This is a genomic window from Psychrobacter sp. NG25 (assembly GCF_015234355.1).
Taxonomy (GTDB): Bacteria; Pseudomonadota; Gammaproteobacteria; order Pseudomonadales; family Moraxellaceae; genus Psychrobacter.
Window position 1 is genome coordinate 115,518 of record NZ_JADGMV010000003.1, and the last position, 21,192, is coordinate 136,709.

Genomic DNA, 21,192 nt, shown 5'->3' on the forward strand with positions numbered 1-21,192 from the left:
AGCACTTGATAATAGCTAACTGATAGTCAGTACCTAACATTGTTCCATATACCAGTTCCATATACTAAATGGCGCAGTAAATCAGCAGCACATTACGACACAGGGCGCTGATTTGACGTGCTTTGCTAATACTATTCGTTGACTAGTTATTTATCGATAGCTAATTTGCTTATTAATAATAATTTATTTGTAGTGAGAACTTATAATGACTCAATCTATTCACTCTAGCAAAACCTCAAAAGCTAAAACCATCAAAACGACGGTTATGCATGTGGCCGTACTGGCAGTAATGAGCACTGCAGTGATTGGGTGTAATCGCGGTATCAAACCCGTTGTCAATGATCCGGTAAAGCTAGTACAGATTGCTCAGCCTATTAGTGTACTACAATCTGTTTTTAGTACGGACGTCGGTAATAAAAAAGCCAGTAAAAAAGATCCACTAGATTTGCAGGTTGGTTATACCAATGAACAAATCGTTACTGCATCACGCGGTGGTGAATTGACTGGTTTTAATAATACAGGTGAGCGTCTATGGTCAGTGAATGTTGACGAACAAATCACCGGTGGTGTCGCTTTAGATGCATTGAGCCAAACCGCAATTATTAGCACGCGCAGTGGTAAAATAATGGCGTTTGATAGTGCCACTGGTGAAAAACGCTGGCAACAACAGCTATCAGGTTCAGTGTTGACACCAGCGCTCATTACCAATAATCGTGTCGTTTTATCAGCAAACAACGGCTTTTTACATGGCTTATCACTACAAACTGGACAGTCTGTATGGCAGTTTGCCACACAAGTACCCGCTATCAGCGTGCGTGGTAGTGCTGCACCGACATTATTAGATAGCAAGACGGCACTATTGGCCACTGCCGATGGACGTCTACATGCAGTGACAGCGGATAATGGCTTACCACAGTGGTCAAGACGTGTTGGCGTTGGTGCTGGCAGCAGTGAAGTTGAGCGCATGAGTGATGTTGATGGCGCGCCTATCGTTGATAAAAATCAGATGTTCGCCATTAGTTATAGTGGTCAATTATTAGGTATTGATTTGGCATCGCGTCAAGTGATGTTCGTCAATGAACAAGCCAGCTTAGAAGCGCTTGCCGTCAACACTCAGCAAGTCATTGCGACTGGTTTAGATGGTAAAGTTGTGGCTTACGATCGCAACACTGGTGCAGTATTGTGGGAAAGTGAAGAGTTGGCTTATCGTCATTTGACCAATCCTGTGATGATTGGCAACTATATTGCAGTTGGTGACTTAGACGGTGTGGTACATTTATTTGACCCTGCTAGTGGTAAAATCGTCAGCCGCGTAGAAACCAAAGGTGCGTTAAGCAGCTTGCAGGTACAAGGCAGTCGTTTGATGACTCAAAGTACTTCAGGACAAGTCGCAATCTGGCAGTTGGCACGCTAAGGTATTGATTGATAAGTATTAAATTGAATAATATGTTTTAATGTAGTTGACTCAGTTTAAAAGAGAGATAAGGCAACCGAGTGCAGATGTATATCTGATACGTCAAGCGAGGCTAACGCTATTACTCTTTTATAGAGGATTGACTATAGTGTTATTATGAGATTTGATTGATCATGATATTGTAAAATACAAACGCTGCTTAGTCAGCGTTTAGTGCCTTGTGTAAATGACTTGTTTAAACACAGGCTTTCGCGTACTCTATGCGACCGATACGCCATAGGCGTTATCTATATATTATTTATACGACATGTAGTCCCCCTTATATAGTATGCATTAATTGCAAAATAGGTGATTATTGTTTTTGCTATCGTTTTATTATTTATTTTAATTTACGGTCAAGTGCGGTAAGTTCGCTGTTATGTTTTGGTTATCAGAATAACTGTACTGTCCGTCATTTTGCCTTTCACTGAGAGTAATCCATGAGTATCAAGCCTGTGGTCGCCTTAATTGGTCGTCCAAACGTCGGTAAATCCACCTTATTTAATCAGTTCACAAAAAGTCGGCAGGCATTGGTTGCTGATTTATCAGGACTGACTCGTGACCGTCAATACGGTGATGCTACTTATGAAGACAAGTCTTTCATTGTTGTAGACACTGGTGGTATCGGTGAGGCGGATGATGGTAGCGGTAATATCGATGATTATATGTCTGAACAGTCGCATACTGCGATTCACGAAGCCGATATCATTGTATTCGTCGTTGATGCTCGTGCTGGTATGATTGGTGCCGACGCTGAGATTGGTAAGTTTTTGCACACACTTGGCAAGCCAGTATATGTCGTCGCCAACAAAGTCGATGGCGTCCATGATGCTGCGCCTGCAGAATTCTATGCATTAGGATTGGGCGAGCCGTACCCAATGGCTGCCAGTCATGGTCGCGGTGTTGGTAATTTGCTTGAAGTGTTGACAGCGGATATGCCTGAGCAAGATAATATTGTAGAGCCAAGAGGTTTGAAGCTTGCTATTATTGGTCGTCCAAATGTTGGTAAATCAACGCTAGTGAACCGTTTATTAGGTGAAGATCGAGTCGTGGTTTTCGATATGCCTGGTACCACACGCGACAGTATTTACATTCCTTATAAGCGTGAAGGTAAAGACTACGTATTGATTGACACCGCTGGTGTACGTCGCCGCGGTAAAATCGATGAAAAAGTAGAGAAGTTCTCTGTCATCAAAACCTTGCAAGCAATCGAAGATTCTAACGTGACCGTCATTGTAATTGATGCCCACGAAGGTATCGTCGACCAAGATTTGCATATGATTGGCTATGCACTGGATGCGGGCCGTGCATTGGTAGTGGCGATTAATAAATGGGATGGTCTGACTCAAGATCAAAGAGATTACATTAAAATTGAGATGGATCGTCGTTTCAATTTTATCCCTTATGTGAAAATTCATTTGATATCGGCGCTGCATGGTACTGGTGTGGGTAATTTATATCCGTCTATCTTACGTGCTTATAAATCATCTATGTTTGAAGTGTCAACCAACCGTTTGACTCAGATTCTACAGGATGCTGTGACTGCGAACCCGCCACCAACCGTGTCTGGTCGCCGCATTAAATTACGTTATGCGCATATTGGTGGTCACAACCCACCAGTCATTGTTATTCATGGTAACCAGACCAGCTCATTACCTAAGAGCTATCAGCGCTATCTTGAAAACCAGTTCCGTCAGGTATTCAAGCTCGAAGGTACGCCACTTAATGTCATTCTTAAACAAAATGACAATCCATATGCGAACAAGAGCGATACTCCTACCAAAGCGAAAGAACAGCAGTTGCGTCAACGTGAGCGCAACCGAGCACAAAAATTCACTACCAAAGATAAAAAACCTCGTAAATAGATAAGATAGTTGACTCATTCACTACTGCTTTATCGTGCCATAGAGCACGATAAAGTAAGCTGTACGCTACTGTATCTGTGGTTGCTTTAGCTGTCATGAAGAGTGAGTATCTATCAGTTTCACCTATCACACCTTCCTAGTAGCTGTAGTATAAATCAATGTTATCTTAACTTAGTTGAGTGATATGAACAGCCGTTCACCGCGAACCATCTCTGTGCTAATCCGGCGTTCTGTCGCACAGGCCCTTATACTAGCTGTGTTAGTAGGCTTTTTATTGTCTTTTATTTATGGTTTAGTCTATCACTACACAGAAAAATATAGGCATGTGCAACAGCTAGCCACATTATTAACGACTAGTGCATCGACGGCTGATAGCGCTGATGTTGTGTCTGAGCAAGTGAAATTCCTGTTAGAGAATGAACCAAGTATCAGAAGTATCTTGTTTTATTCAACACCTCAGCCTTTTGATGATGATGTCAGCCAATCAAAGAATGATTGGAGAACGGCATTGTTTGCAGATACCGTCAGCTTTAACTATCCGGTAACTAGCAACTATATTAATATCGATAGTGACGTCAATGCATTAAAGCCTAAACAGCAATCGGCTACCACTTTATTAGGCAATAAAAATGAACCGTCAGCAGCCGATAAAGACAGTGCACTAGTTGGCTATATTAATATCACTTTAGATGTGCAACAACTTCGGTCGCATTGGTATCGTAGCAACTTGCTGCTATGGCTCTTTACTACCATACTGGCAGTGCTTTGGGCTTTATATCTTTTACGTAAACTCAAATGGCCAGTCAGAGATATTGAATCTCTGACCGAAGCCTGTGACATCGTGTTAAAAAACACAGAGCTTGAGCAGTTACCAGTTATTCCGCAACATTTTAATTTTCAAGAGCTGATGCTAATCAAAGAAGCCTTTATAGCTTTGTTTAATCGTTTACAAAAAGTTAGGCTAGATTATGAATCGCTTGCGACTTTTGAAAAGCAGTTGCATAGCAAAGATTTGTCTCTCGATGTGCAGCTGCATAATTTTCAAAGTATGATAACCCATGAGTTGAAAACCTCGCTAAATGCTATCGTGGGCGGTTTGCAGTTATTGGATCACGACCTACTCAATAGAGAGCAAAAAGATGCTATTGAAATCATTAGTAGTGGTAGTGATAAATTGGTATCGTCGCTTGACCATATTATCCAGTTGAATCAAATACAAAAAGGTCAGGTAACTATCGATTCTATCGAATTCAATCCATTACAATTGATTGCAGATATCTTGGCAGATTTTGAACCAGTTGCTCAGAAAAAAGGCTTAGTATTAACCAGCCGTATTCATCATATCGACTATAGTCTTACGGGCGATGCTGAAAAGATACAACAAATTCTATCGATGTTACTCAGTAATGCAATCAAGTTTACGCCTGCTGGACAAGTGATTATTACGTCGCAATTGACCCATTTTGATAAAAGTAATCGTTGGCAAATCAGTGTGAAAGATACCGGTATTGGTATCGATCGCAATCATATAGAGGATATCTTTAATCCATTTTTTCAGGTAGATTCATCACAAACTCGGCAGTATGAAGGGTCAGGTGTTGGGTTGCCTGTCGTTAAGCAGATAGCGCAGCTTATGGGTGCCACTATCGAAGTAGATAGTACGCTAGGACTAGGTACAGAGTTTACGCTGACGGTCATAATGCCTAACCAGCATCAGTCTCAGCAGCAACAGCTATTGGCTGGGTTGACGGTCATTTATTATTACTATCATGAGGTGGGTTTTTTAGGGAATGAATTGGAGCGTTTGGGCGCGACAGTCATCTATCATCAGCATGAACAGCTGGTTATGGATGAGATGAGCGTCAAAAAAATAAATATGGTTATGTTTGCAGAGGATATCGTGGTAAATAAAGCCGAATCCTTAGCCGATCTCATCCGTCGATCTGAAAGCGAGCACCGTGCGTTATTAGTGTATTGGTACTCACCGCATCGAGCCCAGTATTTAGACAGTTTTGAGCATGGTTTGAAGGTTGCAGGTATCGATTACTGTCGTAGTGCTACTTATAAGGGTAAGGCTTTGAGTGATTTGCTGCAACGTTGGTTGCTATGGAAATAAGCTAAGCTGCCTTTATCTCTTATCCCTTATCACAACCAATAAAAAAGACGCCCTATATCAGGGCGTCTTTTTTATTGAACAACCTGCTTATCAGGCAGGTTGTTCATATCTCATCTGATGCTTAAAAGAGGTTCTGTACCCAACGTGCAAGACGCTGCCAAGTACGGCTCATAAAGCCTGATTCTTCAATATCGCTAGTGGCAATGATAGGCACTGATGCTACGGCCTTACCATCAATGACAGCCATCATTTTACCAATTTCTTGACCTTTTTTGATAGGTGCTTCTAGGCTTTCAGGGATATCAACCACAGTCGTGATTTTATTCTTTTGAGTTTTGCTGGTCAAAATCTGTAAATTATCACCAGTAGTCAGCTCAACTTCGTCCGCTTCACCGAACCATACTGGGACTTTGCTGACGAATTGTCCAGCAGGTGCTTTGGTAACGGTAGTGAAGTGGCCAAAGCCCCAATTGAGAAGTTCACGTGATTGATCAGCACGGGCTTGTTGGCTCTTGGTGCCCATGATGACAGAAATCAGACGCATACCATCGCGATTGCTTGAAGCAACTAAGCAATAGCCCGCCGCATCAGTGTGGCCAGTTTTTAGGCCATCAACGGTGGGGTCAGTAATGAGCAAAGCATTACGGTTACCTTGGGTAATACCATTATAGGTAAATTCTTTTTCTGAATAAATGTTGTAATAGTCGCCACTGTTTTTGATGATAGCGCGAGCGAGTTTAGATAAATCTAAAGCAGATGCTAAGTGGCCTTCATCAGGCATACCGGTAGCATTGACAAAATTAGAGTTCTCCATGCCAATTTTTTCTGCTTGTTCATTCATTAAGATAGCAAATGATGCTTCGCTACCAGCAATGTGCTCAGCCATCGCTTTTGACGCATCATTACCTGATTGAATGATAATACCGCGTAGCATGTCAATGACGCTGGCTGTTTTGTTTACTGGCACATACATACAAGACTGACTGCTACTGCCACGGCACCAAGAATTTGGGCTCATTAACACTTGCTCGTCTTCTTTGAGATCGCCCGATGCTAAGCGTTGCTCAATGATATAACTGGTCATCATCTTGGTGAGAGACGCTGGTGGTAGTGATTCATTGGCATTTTTTTGTGCCAAGATTTCACCAGTGTTGTAGTCCATTAATACATAGGCGGTATTGTCCATCTCGGGTGGCTGTATGGCAGCACTTGCCATCACTGCACTCATTGAGATACTTACACCAACTACCAGCTGTACAAGCTGATTTTTTACACGCTTTACTGTCATATATCGTTACACCGCATCATGGAACCAAATGTATCTATTGCTTGTATCCTGTATTAATTTTCATACATTATTTTAAGCAGCATATCTTAAATGCAATGTTTAAAATAATGTATCGACGAAAATATGAATCACTGCGCAATAGACATAAAATTAACGCCTTATCTTAGCAAAATGACAACCGATGGGGAATCGATAAATACAAAAAATAAGGCGCGACTAAAAACAAAGAAGAATATTTATGGAAGATTTGGTTATAGCCACAAAAAAGCCTGCTGCACCGTCTATTATTTTGAGCGGGGCTACAGCAAGCTTTTATTGTACAAATTAAATCACACAGTTTTTAAGTCTATTTCTATATAGAGATGACATAATCTATTCTATAGAGCCAATACCGCTATTTTATTATCGTTAATGGTAGCGGGTTTTATCAAGCGACTGTTTAGTAAACCAGTTATTAATATCTAGCGACTAATATTCAGCATTCGCTAAATCTTCACATAGTGCTTTGTTTTCTTGCTTTGAGAAGCCCATTGTCCAACTACGAATACCTTGTAGGATTTGACGGTAGTCTTGTTGAGTTGATAGATATTGAATAGCCGCTTTCGGATCTTCTAGAGATGGCATAAGTTCGTGCAGCTGCACACCATAGGATTTATAAAAACGCTGTTTTTGGTTGCCATTCAGCATCGGTGGACATATCTCTGACAACACTTGCATTACCGCAATTTCATGCTTGGTTATGTTTACGCCAGCCATATCTAAAGGTATGGTTGTATCAGGGTTATTCGCCGCAAAAGATGCTTGAGATAGCATAGCAGCAGACGTTATTAGTCCTGCAAGACCAAATTTTGGTCCAGTTTTCACTATGACAGAAGCTATAGATAATATCGATTGATTTTTCATTTAGCATTACACTCGCTTATCTTTATTTGATGGTCATATGTTAATGGCTAAAAAAACAAAAGTCACATAAAATATTGACTTATGTGTAGATGTCTTGTGAGCCAAAGGCATTTCTTAGCAACATATCAGCAGCATATACTTGTAAGTTACGTCAGCATAAAAATATAAGTTTATATTGTTGTCCGTTGTTGCCTATTGTAACGTAGAGAGCAATGTTTTTGCCTCTGCCGATTCAGCGACTATACGGATAAAGTCGTTAGTAAAATAACAAATCAGCTAGATTCTGAGCAAAGACAGGGTTCGTGTCAGGATACTATGTAGGGTATAATCTTTCATCATTATGATTGCACCATAGCCTTGATATACTGAACTAATATCGTGAAGTTTTTTCATGGCTGTGATGTTTCCGGTTCTAATTATAGCAATTTTATGCCGATAAAGTTCATAAGTGGACAGGCGGTCATTTATAAATATATTGAGTAGCAATGAAATTTTTGATTAGTAATGATGATGGGGTTTATGCGCCAGGGTTGTTGGCACTGTATCAGGCATTGTCTTCCATCGGGGAAGTGATGGTAGTTGCGCCAAATAGTGAGCAGAGTGGTTACGCGAGTGCATTGAGTGTGACCACGCCATTGCATACTCATGAACTGCCATCTGGTTTTATCGCTGTGAATGGCTCGCCTGCGGACTGTATTTATTTAGCATTACATGAGTTGTATCGTCATACGCGCTTTGATTTTGTGATTACAGGCATTAATTCAGGTGCTAATTTAGGGCAGGATGTAATGTTTTCTGGCACCTTTGGGGCAGCCTTAACCGCGCAGCTTTTTGGTGTACCAGCCATCGCAACTTCTTTAGTAGGCGGCGGTGCCAAAAGGGATGGGCAAGAGCAAGTCAGTGATTATCAGCTGGCGGCAAATGAGATAGTTAAGTTATTAGCTGAAACGTCACTATTAGATGCCTGCAAAAATTTGCCCTATCACGTATTAAACGTTAATATTCCGGATGTTAATCATGCCGATGAGATCAAAGGTCGCAAGATAACCTCGTTGGGGCATCGTCAGGTTGCCCGTCCTGTGCACCATGTGGTTGATCCACGCGGGCGAGATGCCTATTGGCTGTCGCTACGCAAATGTAAACATGAGTTGCCAGAAAAAACGGAAGATATGCCGTCATCTGCCATACAATTAACAGATGACCAAGCAGTGGCAGCGGGTTATATTAGCCTATCACCAGTGCGACTCCATCATACGCCAGCCGCTGCGCTAGACAGTTTATCTGCGTTAGTCTTATAAATGCGCTGTATAAAACGATGAATGGCGCTAGGTAAGTGGTGAAAGGTAAAAGAATGCATTGATTATCAAATGATGGATAATGGTTATTGTCAAATATTTAAGTAGTATAAAAGTTAGCAACATGCTTGTGAGTCACACAAGACGTTTGTGAATAACGTAAAAAATAGGAAACCTTGTATGAAGAAGCTTATTGCTGGATCACGCTTTACAACAGCGGCATTGATTGGCACTTTAACAGTCGCAACCTTAACGATAGTCGGTTGTGCCACCAAACCTACTTACCAATCAGCTAATCAAGCTGGTCCTACGATTGTCACCAATGCACAAGGCATTCCTAACTATCATCGCGTGCAACGCGGCGATACGGTCAGTCAAATCGCCGAGCGCTATCGTGTCAGTTACCGTCAAATCGGCGCACTTAATAACTTAGATAGCAAGTATACGATTTATAGTGGTCAGTGGCTCAAGCTATGGCAAGGCAGCCAAGAGACGACAGCGAATAACACGTATACACAGCCTAAGCAAACCTATACACCTCCTGTAACTAGTGCGCCTCAGAATAACTCGCAAAACCCTGTCTATGCAGTGACGGCAAACGCAACGTCAGGTTATGAATATCCAAGTCGCAATCAAGTCACTCGTAACTTCGATGTGGCAGCTGGCACGATGGGTATGTGGTTTGCTGGTAACGTTGGTGATCCAGTGCTTGCCAGTCAGTCTGGAACAGTGCTTTACTCAGGTAATGGTCTGACAGAATATGGCAACCTTATTATGATTCGTCATAGTGATAACTACATCACCGCCTATGCACACAATAGTGAACTACTTGTCAAAGAAGGCGATACGGTACAGTTGGGTCAACGTATTGCAAATATGGGCAATAGTGGTACAACCAACCAAGTGGGATTGGAGTTCCAAGTACGTTTAAATGGTAATCCTATCGACCCACGTGCGGTATTGGGACGTTAAGTTTGACACCGTGTTTTTAATTGCTTGGCGAATTTAGTGGCGTTACTGACATTGCTTTATGAACGCGATTTGAATAAAGTTATGTTGTTTGAGTCACTTTACTTATTCATACCTGAGAATTTTTATGATGTTAAAAAAACAGTACATTGCTTTTTTCCCAGCCTTAGTAATGGTTGGGTGTACGAGCCAACAGGCCATGCAAGAGTCTAACAAGCCCGTGCGTCAAGGCAATGTTGAGATTACCCAGACTCAAACAATACAAGTGAAACCAACACCAAAGCCAGTAGTTACGCCGCCACCAGTGGCAAAGCCAAGCTATAACAGTTTCTATGATTGGAAGTCGGATTTTTCCATGCGTGCGATTGCATCAGGCAATGATGCGGCAACCGTTCGTCGTCTGCTTGACTCAGCTTACTTAAATCAGCAAGTGATTTCGCTAGACTCAGGACAGCCAGAGTTCTCCAAGATGCCATGGGAATATGTAGATTCTGCCGTATCTGATGGACGCGTGAGTACGGGTAAGCGTAAGTTTTCCGAGCAACGTGCGTATCTGTCACAGTTAGAGTCACAGTATGGTGTAAGTGCAGAAACTGTCGCTGCTATCTGGGGTATGGAGTCTTCATATGGCGTTGTGACTGGTAATAGCAGTCTACCAAGTTCATTGGGTAGTTTGGCTTATGACGGTCGTCGCCAAGAGTTTGCAGAAACTCAGCTACTGTCATTAGCGACGCTATTACAGCGTGGTGATGTGTCATGGTCGCAGCTTGAAGGCTCTTGGGCTGGTGGTATGGGTCAGACTCAATTTATCCCTGCTACATGGCTTAAGCATGGAGTCGATGGTGATGGTGATGGACATCGCAACCCATGGGCGACTGGCGATGCTTTGGCCTCTACGGCTAATTACCTAAGCAACTCAGGCTGGGTTCGTGGCTTGGCACCGTTTTACGAAGCAACGGTTCCGACCTCATTCGATTATTCAACTGTTGGTAGCAAGCAGTCTGCGGCTAGATGGGCTGCAATGGGTGTTGACACAATAGCGGATGTGTCGTTGGATGCTAATACAGAAATGGAGTTATGGCTGCCAGCTGGCAAGGATGGCCCAGTACTATTGTTAAGCCCAAACTTTGATGTAATCAAAGTCTATAACAACTCATCAAGCTACGCGCTAGGGGTGAGCTTATTGGGTAAAGCAATTACGGGTCAAGGCGGCTTACAAAAATCATGGCCGCGCTATGAGCGTCCGTTATCGACTACTCAGGTACGCAATTTACAACAGCGTTTGACCAGTGCAGGTTACGACACAAAAGGCGCAGATGGTATCGTTGGTACTAATACTCGTACGGCATTCCAACGCTGGCAGGGAGATAATGGTCAGACTCCAGATGGCTTTATTACCCAGCGTAGTGCGTCTTCATTGGCATCATGGTGAGAGAAGCTATTGCTGTTAATACGTGGTATAAGTGCCACTGTTTTTGACTGCTAATGTTTCAATGATTGCGTTACTTTGTTCTAAAAAAAGCACCTTGCCAAGGTGCTTTTTTTGCCTCAGTCTATGGGTGATTTTGCTGATAGCTGTCGAGACAATAGGTATGGAGCACTCAAGCTGAATATACTGTGCTTTTGTCAAAACTTATCAGGACAAGGTTAATACAAGAAAATTATGATTGTGAGTGCTAGACTCTAGGGCGTGTCCTCAATTCAATCGATAGTTATCTAAATGGGTTAAAAATGGCTAAATCTTGCCAAACGGCGTCAAATAGCTGACTAATATCTCGATATTATCTAGGCTATTTTCCTTGTTTGACGGCAATTTATCTCATTTTTATCACCATTTTTAAAATGAGGACACGCCCTAGAAAATGGGTTTTTTAAACCACGTTTTTTAATAGCAGTTTTCAAATAATAAATAGAACGACCCAAAGAGTGTGCGATATGATTACCATGGAAGAACTACAAGCTGCGATAAAGCAGCGTATAAATAACTACAACGATACCGACTTTCCATTACAACATAGAGATCTGCAGACATGTGATTTATTAGATAGTCGCAACCATATCTTGGCGAAAGACATCACCTCACCATTTGATGTGCCCAGACAGAATCTATCTGCTATGGATGGATATGCGATTGCTCAAGGTAGCGAGCTAGCAATAGGCAGCACTATCGACATTATCGGAGAGTCTCAAGCTGGCTGCGCTTATATAGGTGAGTTGATAGCAGGGCAAGGTGTCCGTATCTTTACGGGTGCAGTAGTGCCAGACAGTTGTAATACGGTTATCATGCAAGAGAACACCAATTTTGCAGATATCAAGGCTACTGTAGACAAGTCGCGGCCTTATGCCATAACGCTATCGCAAGCGGCTCAGGTTGATAAACATATCCGTAAACAGGGCGAAGAAATTGAGTCTGGCGAAGTTGTCCTAAAGATAGGCAAGCGTATTAACCCTGCCGATATCAGCTTGCTAGCAAACTTAGGTATTAGTCAAGTCCGTATATTTGAGCCGCTGACGGTAGGTATTTTAGCCACTGGCGATGAGCTTGTGGCGATTGGTGATGAGCTGACCAGCCTAGCACAAATATATAACTCCAATACCCCAACGCTTAAAAGCCTCCTATCAGATCTACCTATTACCATTCGTGACTACGGCATTGTTCCTGATAACTTAGAGCAGACGACCGCTGCTGTCCATGATGCTATGCAAGACTGTGATGTCATTATCTCGACAGCGGGCGTATCTGTTGGTGATTATGACTTTTTGACCACTGTGATTGAGCAGTTAGGTCAAATCAATCACTATAAAGTGGCGATGAAGCCAGGCAAGCCTTTCGTGTTTGGTGAATTAAATAAAGACATTGATAAGCCAGTGCTGTACTTTGGTCTACCGGGTAATCCATTATCCACAGTCGTTGGCGCGCTACAGTTTGTGATACTAGCGCTGTGGCAGATGTCAGGCGCGGACCGGTTAGAGCAGCCTATGCAGCTGAGCATTCAAGCCACACTCACCAATGACATCAGAAAGTCAGCAGGTCGTAAAGATTTTCAGCGCGGTGTGCTGTCACAGAATGCAGTAGGCAGTTATGAAGTCGAGAGCTTCACCAGTCAGCAATCTCATAGAATAAAGCAGCTTAGCCGTGCCAATTGTTTTATTGTATTGGATAAGGACAGCGGCAATGTCTCTGCAAATAGTACGGTCACGGTACAGCCTTTTCCTTGGTTATATAATTAATTCACAACGTGTTAACTTACTATAAGGTGAGTATCAAACCACTGATAGTGACTTCTAAAATGGTATGCTAAACGCAAACAATAAAGTAATGCTTATAGATAGTAAGCAATACTGACGGTAGTAAAATATGAGTGATAATAACGGCAACATAGGCAGTGCTCAACAGTACTCGCCACTGGAAAACTATGAACCCCTGACGGATGGATTTTCACGTCGTCTGACTTATTTGCGTCTATCTATCACTGATTTTTGTAATTTTAGCTGTGAATACTGTTTACCAAATGGCTATCAAGGTAAACGCCCTGATGACGAATTGAGTGTGCCTGAGATTGCCACATTGATACGCGGCTTTGCCCAAGTAGGGACTAAAAAAGTCAGGATTACTGGTGGTGAGCCTTCTATCCGCCGCGATGTTGTTGAGATTATAAAAACGATTAAACAAACTGATGGCATCGAGACAGTGGCGATGACTAGTAATGGTTATAAGCTCGGCAAGCATTTGGCCAGTTGGCAAGCCGCAGGATTGGATCAGCTTAATATCAGTATGGATAGCTTTGATGCTGCGACCTTTCATAAGATGACGGGCTTTAATAGTTTGCCGCAGCTGCTCATCGATATGGATACGCTATTAGAAACAACAGATATTAAGCTCAAAATAAACGGTGTTTTGATGGCAGAGACGGCCTTTGAAAACCTCATGGATGCCATCGACTATGTAAAAGACAGAAAAGTCACGTATCGTTTTATCGAGTTTATGCAGACCAGTGACAATAGCGATTTGTTTTTTGCCCAGCATGCGCAGTCTGATATCATCACTGACTATCTATTGGATCACGGCTGGCAACCACATGAGCGTGGGAGTAGCGATGGCCCAGCGGTAGAGTACAGTCATCCTGAACATGTAGGCCGTATCGGTATGATCGCGCCTTATGCCGCGCATTTCTGTGATACCTGTAACCGCTTGCGAGTCAGCAGTCAGGGTAAAGTGCATTTATGTCTGTTCGATCAAGGCAATTATGATATTCGTCCGCATCTGCAGCAAAACAATGTGCAAGGACTGGTGAATACCTTACATGAGTTTATGCCGATCAAGCCTGAGCACCATCATCTGCACGATTCTAACAGTGGCATCATGCACAATCTATCAATCATTGGTGGTTAAGGTGTACAACCATTAAGCATGACACACGACATTGAATAACTAGAGTGCCAATGATATTTTTAAACATACTATAAAATTATATGTATAAAGGAATTTTTATGAGTAAACCTGCTGCAGAGTTTATCCCACTTAATATTGCTATCTTGACCGTCTCGGACAGTCGTACGCTAGCACAAGACACATCAGGGCAGTACTTAGCCGATAGTCTAGAAGCAGCAGGCCACCATCTGGCAGACCGTCAGCTGATTACCGATGATATTTATCAGATTAGAGCCGTGATTAGTGGTTGGATTGCAGACCCGAAAGTCCATGCTGTGATTACGACTGGTGGCACAGGTTTTTTTATTAGGGACAGTATGCCAGAAGCGGTAAATATACTGTTCGATAAGTCTATCGATGGCTTTGGTGAGATGTTCCGTCTCATCTCGAAAGATGAGATTGGTATGTCAACGGTACAGTCGCGAGCAGTGGCTGGCATGGCAAATGGCACGGGCATATTTTGCTTGCCTGGTTCATCTGGTGCGTGCCGTACTGGTTGGGAAAATATCTTAAAAGAGCAGTTTGATAGTCGTACGCGTCCCTGTAATTTTGTACCGCATTTTATGGCACAAAACCCAAGTCACGACTGATATTATCAATGACTACTATCTTAAATCGTGTGGATGGCTTGGCAGGCATTGTTATTTTAGCGGGCGGTGCCTCTAAACGTATGGGTACGCCCAAAGCAGAGCTCATTCTGCGGACAGGGGAACGTCTGCTCGATTATCATGTCCGTCATGCGCTTGAGCTAAATGTGGCTGATACCCATCTGCCTATTATGATTGCAGACAATGGTCGCGGGTTTGATATTGATGCAGATTTAATGCGAAACCGACCGCACTCAGCGGTTTTTCATATCTCTGATTATACTGCTAATGAGAGTGATGAACAGATCGATACGGCTGGTGCCTTGGCCGCTATTGAGGCTGCTATGCAAACATTGACGAATATAAATGATTCAGCGGCTGGTTCAGCGACCATAGATAAGAACAAGCCATCATGGCTAATGGTCATTAGTTGCGATAGTTTGATACCGGCGACTGATTTGTGGCACGAATTGCAACGGGCGAGTGCTCAAGCCGCTGATAAAAGAATAATTTGCTTAACAGATCACAGTCACTTGTACCCACTATTAGGACTCTATCAATTGGGCATTGAGCCTGATTTAAAAGCCTATATTGATAGTGGTCAGCGCCGAGTGATGCCATTTATTAAGCCTATGGTGCAGTCTGTACCCTTTGCAAAGAGCTGGCAGCACTTGACCAATTTTAATACGCCTGAAGATTTTGAACAGGCATGTACGGCTTTAAATAATTTATAAAAAGTCTATCGAGAGAAATCGTAAATGAATATCAGTAGCCAAGAAAACAACCAATCTACCTTATCTCATCTAGACAGTGACGGTGATATCACTATGGTTGATGTCAGTGGCAAGACCGCCACGACACGTGAGGCTCATGCTGTTGGGCAAGTGCGTTTTCCAAGCGAGATTTATACCCAAATTAAAGCCGCTGATGGCATGACTAAAAAGGGTAGTATCACGCAGACGGCACATATCGCAGGTATCATGGCGGCCAAGCGTACGCATGACCTCATTCCACTGTGTCATCCATTACCATTAGATAAAATCGGCTTGAGCTTTGAGTATGACGATGCCAGCCATAGTATCAGTGTGAGCGCGACTGTCAAAGTCACCCACAAAACAGGGGTTGAGATGGAAGCGCTAACGGCAGTCAGTGTGGCTTGTTTAACCATTTATGATATGACCAAAGCACTGTCACATGACATTGTTATTGATGGTGTTCGTCTGATTAAGAAAACAGGTGGTAAATCCGATTATCAGCACAAATAGCATCATCAGATTTTGTTTGAACACTTAGCCGTATGATAAATATGAAGCTCGACAGCTTGTAATAAATGGAAAGTTTTATGAATACTACTGATGTGATGGATAATATTGACGTAAAAAAAAACAATGAATCATTGATTACTATCAATATTCTATACTTCGCCAGTTTAGCTGATGAAGCGGGCTGTCATGAGGAAAAGGTAAGCATTGATTCGTCAATGTCACTTATCGACTTATATACACAGTTGAGTCAAACACATCGCTTTAGTCGTCCACAATCAGAGCTGCGAGTGGCGGTGAACGATTATTTTGCTAAGTGGACAGACCTCATTTCTGATGGTGATAATGTGGTGTTTATCACGCCAGTTGCTGGTGGCTAGAGAGACGTTCATAACTATTCAACAGACTGTAGAATAAACAGAGAAAATACATGACAGATAATGTTCATAGCCATTCGATGACGATCAAGCGTAGTGTGGATGAAGTATATACAATCGCTGAACGTGATGGTTTTGCTTTATTAGATGTAGCGATTGATGAAGACCGACTCAAAAAAACGCTTGATGACGATAGCTGCGGCGCGTTTGTATGCTTCGAAGGAAGAGTACGCAATCATAATAATGCCACTAGCGTTGATCGTTTGACCTATTATGGCTATGAGGATTTGGCGATTAATCAAGGCCGAGCCATTATAGAAGAAGCCAAGAAGCGTTTTGAGATTACACATGCTATTGCCATACACCGTATCGGTGCTCTAGAGGTCGGCGATGTGGCCATATGGGTAGGCGTGGTTTCTGCCCATCGTTACCCTGCTTTTGATGCATGCCGCTGGATACTAGACACGGTAAAGGCAGATATTCCTGTGTGGAAACAAGAGTATTACGAGGATGACTCCTCTAAGTGGCTGAGCAATAATGGGTAAGTTAGCGTTATCAGCATCTACTGGGTTGCTAGTATTATTGAGCGCTTGTACGCAGGAGAGCAGCATTAATATAGGGTCTGCTGCCAACGCATCTGAGACTACCCAGCCGCTACGTATCGCTGCGGCTGCTAATTTGTCTGATGTACTACCGAGTATTATTGATGCGTATCAAGCAGATAACAATTTAACTGAATCTGATATTGAAGTGACTTACAGCTCATCAGGTAAGTTATATGCTCAAATAATTTCTGGCGCGCCTTATGATATATTTTTGTCAGCCAATCAAGAATTTCCTGCTAAGCTTGCGAAAGAGAAAGAGGGTAGTCATCCAAACGAGATAACATACCCTCCGTTTACTTATGCGCAAGGTCAATTGGCGCTATATAGTGTCACTAAATCATTAAATGAGCTCAATATAGAGTCACTGGCTGATGCCTTTACGAATGACGCAAACGCTAAAATTACCATCGCTAATCCTGAGCTTGCCCCTTATGGCGCGTCGGCTAGAACGTTCTTAGAATCACAAAGTCTCTATGAGTCTTTAAGTAAGCAAAAACGAGTCATACAGGCAGAAAATATCAGCCAAGCCTTTCAGTATGCACATACCGCTAGTGTTGATTATGGCTTTGTGGCACAGTCACAGCTTATCGCGATAAAGGCTAAGCCTGAGCAGTTTATGACGCTAAACCCAGACAGCTATCCTGCTATATTGCAAGATGGCATCGTAATCAGTGACTCAGATATGGCAGTAGATTTCACTGACTATTTACGCTCAACAGCAGGGCAACAGCATTTCTTACAAGCTGGTTATCTGCCTGTGCAGTAATTACATACAACACCAATTTTATCTTCATGACCAGTAGGGACGAGCAGTGACATTATGATAGATCAGTCGCTTATGTCAGATATGCTAAGTCCATTGTGGGTGAGTATTAAGCTTGCTGGTGTCACTACCTTATGCTTATTATTATTTGCTACGCCCGTAGCCTACTGGCTTGCAAAGCCTAGCAATAACAAATATATAGCACGACTTAAAGTCTTGCTTATAGGCATTATCGCTATGCCCCTTGTTTTGCCACCTACCGTGATTGGTTTTTATTTATTATTGCTGCTTAGTCCTAGTATGAGTATTGGGCGATGGCTGAGTGAGCATAATATCAGCCCATTGATATTTACCTTTGAAGGGCTGGTGATTGGCTCTATTATTTACTCATTACCTTTTTATATCCAACCTGTCTATGCGCAGTTCTTGCGTATCCCGCAAAGCGTAACGGAAGTCGCAAGCTTATTAGAGCCGAGCCGTCTCAGGCGTTTTATAACCATCGCGTTACCACAAGCGCGCATTGGTATCGTGCTAGGTAGTTTGATCAGCTTTGCCCATACGATTGGTGAGTTTGGTGTCGTGCTGATGATAGGTGGTAGCATCTCTGGTGAGACTAAGGTGATATCAATTGCGATATATGAGCAAGTCGAAGCGCTTAACTATGAGGCAGCGCACATGATGTCAGGCTTTCTTATTATCATCGGTGTAGTCATGGTAGTTTTGATTGCGAGTCTGAGCCGAATGAACCAGCGTCCATAAAACTTAAACGAACTAGCGAGCCCTTATTTTCTCACTAGTAGAGGCATCGGTCAGTTTGAGGAAACTTATCAGAGTAAAGATGCTAGCAATTGCCATTAGAATTTCTGAGCAATATCCAAATCATTTGAATATGAAAATAGAGCGGGTGCGCCTCCTGTATGCCAAAATAAAACGCTGTCCGTCTTTTTGATTACACCTGTGCGAATCATATCTATTAGCCCGCCCATCGCTCTGCCTGTATAGACAGGATCTAACAGTATGCCCTCAGTTTGTGCTGTCAGGGCAATCGCTTCGTTTTCTAATGCACCAATCACACCATAACCTTCTCCGACATAGTCAGCGTTTAGTATTAAGTCCGACTCTGAAAACTCATAATCTGCACCGATTAACTTTGCCGTACGGTTAGCAAGAGAAAGCGTGTATTGATTAAACGGAACTTTGTCCGTTTCACCTTTATCAATATTGATGCCTACTATTTGGCAAGGTGAGTGTGAGTTGAACGATTTTTTACCAAGCATTAAGCCAGCTTGTGTTCCTCCAGAGCTCGAAGCAAAAATAATATGAGTAAAGGATAGGTTCATACTTTTGCGTTGCGACTCTAGCTCTTTATAGGCTTCTACAAATGCTAAAGCACCTAGCTCATTTGAGCCACCATAAGGCACAACGTAAGGTTTTTTACCTTGGGTTATTAATTGTTCGACAATGTCAGGAATATCCTCTCCTTTGCGATTGGCGCCTGCCCAGTGGATATGACAACCAAATATCTTATCTAGCAACAGGTTGCCACTGGCTTGCTCAGGCTCTTTGCCACCTAAGACTAAATGGCACTCTAATCCCAAACTTGCAGCAGCAGCGGCAGTCTGGCGACAATGGTTTGATTGCGCAGCACCCGCAGTGATAATCGTATCAGCACCTTTAGCCAGTGCATCGCCGATAATAAACTCAAGCTTGCGCGTTTTATTACCACCCAATGCGAGCCCAGTATTGTCGTCTCTTTTCATAAAAATGGTGGGCCCATCAAGCTTTTGGCTCAACTTGCTAAGCGCTACTAAAGGTGTTGGGAAAAACCCTAAAGACTCTCTAGCGATGTGACTATATTCCATATTTTATCCATTTTATAATAAAAGAGATGATGGATCAGTTTACTGTAATTCTACGGTGAGCTGTACTAAATTTTCTTGGTTTAAAAATCCTGTCGATGAACAAAAAAGCCTCATGCAATACTTAATATTAGCATGAGGCTTGTTTAAACGATCAGCGGTTTAAAAGTGCAATTTAACTAAAGCACTAGGTGAGTTTTGAGTCTCATCAGTACCGTATTTATTTTTCCAGTAGCTATATTCCATACCGACTTCTAGGCGGTTATCAATGCCCAGAACATCTTGTAAGTTATATTTTATCTGAGGATTGATATGAAGTTGGTCTTTTGTGTCATCGTTGTTAAAGGAGTAGTCCACGAAACCATCAATAACAAAATTATTTTTCTCCCAACCATAGACTAAAGTGATTTGTTGGTCGTCAGCAGTATTATCATTGAAAGCGTGAAGTAAAGATGCTGATGCATATTTCATACCCGAAATAGGCACATTTAAGTCTGCACCAATACCGACCAAATAGTTGTCTTGACTAAAGCCTGAACTGTTCGAGCCAAATTCATACTGTGCTTCTAGATTAACCTGTTTGATAAAACTGTCATCGAAGGTTTGCAACTTAAGCTTAGGAGAGAACTCACCATAAGTCTCTTTAAATTTGTTGTTTTCACTATCACTAGCACCTTGAAGACGATCTACAAAGAAAAACACGCCGCCCCAAGTGTGGGCTGAGACATGTTCTAATGTGATGGTCGTTAATTCGCCATCTTCTACCAGCTCGTAATCGTCACCATAAAGAAGAGATACACTGGTATCGCTAAAGAGCATCTCGGCATGACTGCTGCTCATAACCCCTAGGGCCATAGTAGCGACCAAAGCGGTAGCTAATGGTTTGATGAAGGATAGATTTTTTTTAACGAGATTTTTATCTTTAATTTTACTGTTGAGCGTTAGGGGTAGGCTTGCAGAGGGATTGTAATGCACAGTGGTACTCCTTTAGATACAGTCATTATCTTAGTAAAATCGGCATGAGTGTCCGGGATGACACTTTGATTTATTACGACATACCCATACTACTAAGAACAAAATAAAGTTAATTTTCAGTAGAAATAGAGAGAAATGAAAACTCTAACTCTAAGTGCTATTTACATTGTAAGAATCTGCTTATTTTACTGTGACTTTTAGCAACATTATTTAACACTTTGAAACAGTTAAGCATTTTTTCTATTCTTTAACAACTATAAATCAATGGGTAATAAACTGTTCGAGAATCATCTTAGGTACTTGATATTTTGTAAGATTATGATTTTATTGATTTAACTGACCATTTGGTCAGTTAAATTTATTTTGTAAGGAAAAATTAGTACAGAGATAGCTATGACATCTGATTAATGACGAAAAATGGTATTGCCTGAGGCAAGAGTAAA

At 42.2% G+C, this 21,192-nt stretch carries 19 protein-coding genes; 15 read left to right on the forward strand and 4 right to left on the reverse strand.

The genetic code is table 11. The features are described 5' to 3' along the window. Positions 1-205 precede the first annotated feature (205 nt). From bamB to IPZ60_RS05865, 3 genes are all read left to right on the forward strand, one after another. Complete coding sequence (gene bamB / locus IPZ60_RS05855; RefSeq protein ID WP_194196925.1) at positions 206-1,414, forward strand: outer membrane protein assembly factor BamB; 1,209 nt, start codon at positions 206-208, stop codon at positions 1,412-1,414. Positions 1,415-1,893: 479 nt separating this feature from the next. Continuing rightward, the gene (gene der / locus IPZ60_RS05860) at positions 1,894-3,318 is read left to right on the forward strand and encodes a ribosome biogenesis GTPase Der (protein WP_110922324.1); all 1,425 of its coding nucleotides are present in this window, start codon (positions 1,894-1,896) and stop codon (positions 3,316-3,318) included. A gap of 184 nt (positions 3,319-3,502) precedes the next feature. Beyond that, positions 3,503-5,434 carry a HAMP domain-containing sensor histidine kinase gene (locus IPZ60_RS05865; protein WP_194196926.1) on the forward strand — a complete coding sequence of 644 codons (1,932 nt, stop codon included), beginning with the start codon at positions 3,503-3,505 and terminating at the stop codon, positions 5,432-5,434. A gap of 121 nt (positions 5,435-5,555) precedes the next feature. Here the strand turns inward: IPZ60_RS05865 and IPZ60_RS05870 are convergent, their stop codons facing one another. Together IPZ60_RS05870 and IPZ60_RS05875 are read right to left on the reverse strand one after the other, a co-directional pair. Continuing rightward, complete coding sequence (locus IPZ60_RS05870) at positions 5,556-6,722, reverse strand: D-alanyl-D-alanine carboxypeptidase family protein (protein WP_194196927.1); 1,167 nt, start codon at positions 6,720-6,722, stop codon at positions 5,556-5,558. Between the two features lie 468 nt (positions 6,723-7,190). Then, complete coding sequence (locus tag IPZ60_RS05875) at positions 7,191-7,535, reverse strand: MCR_0457 family protein (RefSeq protein WP_227669253.1); 345 nt, start codon at positions 7,533-7,535, stop codon at positions 7,191-7,193. Between the two features lie 575 nt (positions 7,536-8,110). Between IPZ60_RS05875 and surE the strand changes: the two genes are divergently transcribed. The 12 genes from surE (at position 8,111) to modB (ending at position 18,674) form a co-directional block, all read left to right on the forward strand. Further along, positions 8,111-8,923, forward strand: coding sequence for a 5'/3'-nucleotidase SurE (gene surE / locus IPZ60_RS05880; RefSeq protein WP_194196929.1), 813 nt, complete (start codon positions 8,111-8,113; stop codon positions 8,921-8,923). A gap of 177 nt (positions 8,924-9,100) precedes the next feature. Next, positions 9,101-9,892: a peptidoglycan DD-metalloendopeptidase family protein gene (locus IPZ60_RS05885; RefSeq protein ID WP_194196930.1), complete on the forward strand. Its 792-nt coding sequence runs from the start codon at positions 9,101-9,103 to the stop codon at positions 9,890-9,892. A gap of 124 nt (positions 9,893-10,016) precedes the next feature. Continuing rightward, positions 10,017-11,321, forward strand: a complete 1,305-nt coding sequence (locus IPZ60_RS05890) for a lytic murein transglycosylase (RefSeq protein ID WP_194196931.1) — start codon at positions 10,017-10,019, stop codon at positions 11,319-11,321. 503 nt (positions 11,322-11,824) lie between these two features. Next, the gene (gene glp / locus IPZ60_RS05895; protein WP_194196932.1) at positions 11,825-13,120 is read left to right on the forward strand and encodes a gephyrin-like molybdotransferase Glp; all 1,296 of its coding nucleotides are present in this window, start codon (positions 11,825-11,827) and stop codon (positions 13,118-13,120) included. A gap of 127 nt (positions 13,121-13,247) precedes the next feature. Beyond that, complete coding sequence (gene moaA / locus IPZ60_RS05900; protein ID WP_194196933.1) at positions 13,248-14,282, forward strand: GTP 3',8-cyclase MoaA; 1,035 nt, start codon at positions 13,248-13,250, stop codon at positions 14,280-14,282. A gap of 98 nt (positions 14,283-14,380) precedes the next feature. Further along, positions 14,381-14,911: a molybdenum cofactor biosynthesis protein B gene (gene moaB / locus IPZ60_RS05905; protein WP_194196934.1), complete on the forward strand. Its 531-nt coding sequence runs from the start codon at positions 14,381-14,383 to the stop codon at positions 14,909-14,911. A gap of 8 nt (positions 14,912-14,919) precedes the next feature. Continuing rightward, entirely contained in the window at positions 14,920-15,642 is a 723-nt protein-coding gene (locus IPZ60_RS05910; RefSeq protein WP_194196935.1) for a molybdenum cofactor guanylyltransferase, read from the forward strand. A gap of 24 nt (positions 15,643-15,666) precedes the next feature. Next, positions 15,667-16,173: a cyclic pyranopterin monophosphate synthase MoaC gene (gene moaC / locus IPZ60_RS05915; protein WP_110922335.1), complete on the forward strand. Its 507-nt coding sequence runs from the start codon at positions 15,667-15,669 to the stop codon at positions 16,171-16,173. 77 nt (positions 16,174-16,250) lie between these two features. Beyond that, a complete protein-coding gene (locus IPZ60_RS05920; protein ID WP_227669254.1) occupies positions 16,251-16,550 on the forward strand; it encodes a MoaD/ThiS family protein in 300 nt (99 codons plus the stop codon). A 50-nt stretch (positions 16,551-16,600) separates the two neighbouring features. Continuing rightward, the gene (locus IPZ60_RS05925) at positions 16,601-17,092 is read left to right on the forward strand and encodes a molybdenum cofactor biosynthesis protein MoaE (RefSeq protein ID WP_194196936.1); all 492 of its coding nucleotides are present in this window, start codon (positions 16,601-16,603) and stop codon (positions 17,090-17,092) included. After that, entirely contained in the window at positions 17,085-17,918 is an 834-nt protein-coding gene (gene modA, locus IPZ60_RS05930; RefSeq protein ID WP_194196937.1) for a molybdate ABC transporter substrate-binding protein, read from the forward strand. Before IPZ60_RS05925 ends, modA begins: the two co-directional genes overlap by 8 nt. Before the next feature lie 54 nt (positions 17,919-17,972). Beyond that, positions 17,973-18,674 carry a molybdate ABC transporter permease subunit gene (gene modB, locus IPZ60_RS05935; RefSeq protein ID WP_194196938.1) on the forward strand — a complete coding sequence of 234 codons (702 nt, stop codon included), beginning with the start codon at positions 17,973-17,975 and terminating at the stop codon, positions 18,672-18,674. A gap of 95 nt (positions 18,675-18,769) precedes the next feature. Here the strand turns inward: modB and IPZ60_RS05940 are convergent, their stop codons facing one another. Together IPZ60_RS05940 and IPZ60_RS05945 are read right to left on the reverse strand one after the other, a co-directional pair. Then, complete coding sequence (locus IPZ60_RS05940; protein ID WP_194196939.1) at positions 18,770-19,777, reverse strand: D-cysteine desulfhydrase family protein; 1,008 nt, start codon at positions 19,775-19,777, stop codon at positions 18,770-18,772. A 159-nt stretch (positions 19,778-19,936) separates the two neighbouring features. Beyond that, positions 19,937-20,749 carry a DUF5020 family protein gene (locus tag IPZ60_RS05945; RefSeq protein WP_320108720.1) on the reverse strand — a complete coding sequence of 271 codons (813 nt, stop codon included), beginning with the start codon at positions 20,747-20,749 and terminating at the stop codon, positions 19,937-19,939. Between the last annotated feature and the right edge of the window lie 443 nt (positions 20,750-21,192).

Excerpts from the sequence above, each read along its gene's own strand:
- moaB (WP_194196934.1), top strand. The coding sequence starts at position 14,381 with ATGAGTAAACCTGCTGCAGAGTTTATCCCACTTAATATTGCTATCTTG.
- IPZ60_RS05875 (WP_227669253.1), bottom strand. The coding sequence starts at position 7,535 with ATGCTATCTCAAGCATCTTTTGCGGCGAATAACCCTGATACAACCATA.
- glp (WP_194196932.1), top strand. The coding sequence starts at position 11,825 with ATGATTACCATGGAAGAACTACAAGCTGCGATAAAGCAGCGTATAAAT.
- IPZ60_RS05920 (WP_227669254.1), top strand. The coding sequence starts at position 16,251 with ATGAATACTACTGATGTGATGGATAATATTGACGTAAAAAAAAACAAT.
- IPZ60_RS05870 (WP_194196927.1), bottom strand. The coding sequence starts at position 6,722 with ATGACAGTAAAGCGTGTAAAAAATCAGCTTGTACAGCTGGTAGTTGGT.
- der (WP_110922324.1), top strand. The coding sequence starts at position 1,894 with ATGAGTATCAAGCCTGTGGTCGCCTTAATTGGTCGTCCAAACGTCGGT.
- bamB (WP_194196925.1), top strand. The coding sequence starts at position 206 with ATGACTCAATCTATTCACTCTAGCAAAACCTCAAAAGCTAAAACCATC.
- modA (WP_194196937.1), top strand. The coding sequence starts at position 17,085 with ATGGGTAAGTTAGCGTTATCAGCATCTACTGGGTTGCTAGTATTATTG.
- IPZ60_RS05865 (WP_194196926.1), top strand. The coding sequence starts at position 3,503 with ATGAACAGCCGTTCACCGCGAACCATCTCTGTGCTAATCCGGCGTTCT.
- IPZ60_RS05910 (WP_194196935.1), top strand. The coding sequence starts at position 14,920 with ATGACTACTATCTTAAATCGTGTGGATGGCTTGGCAGGCATTGTTATT.
- IPZ60_RS05940 (WP_194196939.1), bottom strand. The coding sequence starts at position 19,777 with ATGGAATATAGTCACATCGCTAGAGAGTCTTTAGGGTTTTTCCCAACA.
- IPZ60_RS05925 (WP_194196936.1), top strand. The coding sequence starts at position 16,601 with ATGACAGATAATGTTCATAGCCATTCGATGACGATCAAGCGTAGTGTG.
- IPZ60_RS05885 (WP_194196930.1), top strand. The coding sequence starts at position 9,101 with ATGAAGAAGCTTATTGCTGGATCACGCTTTACAACAGCGGCATTGATT.
- IPZ60_RS05890 (WP_194196931.1), top strand. The coding sequence starts at position 10,017 with ATGATGTTAAAAAAACAGTACATTGCTTTTTTCCCAGCCTTAGTAATG.
- moaC (WP_110922335.1), top strand. The coding sequence starts at position 15,667 with ATGAATATCAGTAGCCAAGAAAACAACCAATCTACCTTATCTCATCTA.
- surE (WP_194196929.1), top strand. The coding sequence starts at position 8,111 with ATGAAATTTTTGATTAGTAATGATGATGGGGTTTATGCGCCAGGGTTG.
- modB (WP_194196938.1), top strand. The coding sequence starts at position 17,973 with ATGATAGATCAGTCGCTTATGTCAGATATGCTAAGTCCATTGTGGGTG.
- moaA (WP_194196933.1), top strand. The coding sequence starts at position 13,248 with ATGAGTGATAATAACGGCAACATAGGCAGTGCTCAACAGTACTCGCCA.